Raw genomic sequence first — 1,667 nt, forward strand, 5'->3', positions numbered from 1 at the left:
CTCAGCCCTGATCCACCGTCGATCTTGGTCGGCTGAATGAGGCCTGATTCGATCTTGATTGGCTTATGCGGGCGTGGGTGAGCTGCCGGTCTGCCCGGCTCTTCCACTGTCTGCTCCGGTCGGCCCCGCGGGGCGGTGGTCGGGTCAGGCTGCGGCGGGCGGTCCGCAGGTGGCGTGGAACAGCTGGGTCCAGGCTGTCTGCCAGGGCCAGTCGCGCGGCAGGTGCAGGCACAGCCGTCGGGCAGAGCGGGCCAGCCTCGCCGGGACGGCGATGAGCTGGGCGCGGATGGTGGCCGTGGTGGCCTTGGCGTGGAAGGTCGAGGCCAGAGCGCCAGCGGCGCGGGTGAGGTTGAACGCGATCGCCGCCAGCACCAGCCAGGCGGAGTTGGCGGCGAACTTCCCCGACGGCAGGTGGGCCAGCGGCCCGCGCTTGAGGTCGGCGATGACCTGCTCGACGATCGCGTGCTGCCGGTGCGTCGCCTCGGCCTCGAGCATCGGCTGCGGTGAGTCGGTGAAGACGGCGTGGTAGCGGTGCGCGGCGAACAGCTCGCCTTGCCCGGCCGGCACGTGGTCGGGATTGAGCCGCTTCACGCGGCGCACGATGAGCCGGGCAGTCACGTGGTCGGCCTTGCGGCGACCGGTGAACGCGGTGAAGGTCACCTCGGCGACCTCGGCGTCGGAGATCCAGCACTGACCCTCCTCGTCCCAGATCGCCTGCGGGTAGCGGATCGCCGTCCATGTGTCCTCGGTGATCGAGCCGATCGCGGCCTTGACGGTGGCGGTCATCCGGGCGGTGATCGAGAAGTGCGCCCCGCCGCGGCGGGCTGCGTCGACCACGTCGTGGGTGTAGTAGGCCGAGTCGGCGCGCATGATGATCAGCCCGTCTCCCTGCGGACCACCGGCGCCGCAGCCACGGGCGGTCGTCAGCGCCTCGCGCAGGAGCGCCGCGGCCCCGCGGGCGGAGTTGACCGAGCCCTTGCGCAGTCGGCTCGCGGCGATCACCGGCGCCGCCAATGGCGTGGACACCGTGGCCAGCAGCGCGTTGAGCCCCTTGGTCTTGTTGTAGCCGTAGCCGACGCCCTGCTTGGCGTAGCCGTGGGTCTGGCGGATCGTGTCGTCCAAGTCGAGGAAGGCGACCTGCTCGGCGCCGGCCAACAGCGGCGTGCTCGCGGCCAGGCCGGTCAAGAAGCTCGCGGCCACGGAGTCGAGCTGGCGGACGTGGCCGAAGGTGAAGCAGCGCAGGAACGTGCCCAGCGTGCTCGGCGCCCGGATCCCGGCGAACAGCCGCTCCATGCCGCCATGCCGCAGCAGGTCCATGTCGTCGATCGAGTCCGCACCGGCGACCATCCCGGCCACCAGCCCCGGCACCTTCAGCTGCGCGTTGACCCCGCCAGTGGCCTTCCGCGTGAGCTTCTCGACAACCAGCTCACCGAGCCGACAGTGCTGAGCGAGCGCGACCACCGGCGCCAACCCGCCGACCGACACGAGGTTCGGGTCATCGAAGGTCGCCGACAACGCCGACGATCCGTGAGACAGTCGCATCCAGCGGATGCCCTTCTGTGGTGACGACATCGGTCCTAGACAAACCGCATCGTCCCTGCTCAGAAGGGCATTCGTGCGTTACGACCCGCGCTCACCAGTCACTTCGACGGTGGATCGGGGCTCAG

The 1,667-nt window shown here is 70.2% G+C and carries 1 protein-coding gene; it reads right to left on the reverse strand.

Annotated elements, in window-relative coordinates; all coding sequences use genetic code 11:
• Positions 1-144: 144 nt before the first annotated feature.
• The gene (locus CHB94_RS24290) at positions 145-1,542 is read right to left on the reverse strand and encodes an IS1380 family transposase (protein ID WP_089339104.1); all 1,398 of its coding nucleotides are present in this window, start codon (positions 1,540-1,542) and stop codon (positions 145-147) included.
• Positions 1,543-1,667 lie beyond the last annotated feature (125 nt).

It is taken from the genome of Blastococcus mobilis (assembly GCF_900188025.1).
In the GTDB taxonomy this organism is placed as follows: Bacteria; Actinomycetota; Actinomycetes; order Mycobacteriales; family Geodermatophilaceae; genus Blastococcus_B; species Blastococcus_B mobilis.

Coding starts and splice junctions, on each gene's coding strand:
- CHB94_RS24290 (WP_089339104.1), bottom strand. CDS start 1,542: ATGCGACTGTCTCACGGATCGTCGGCGTTGTCGGCGACCTTCGATGAC.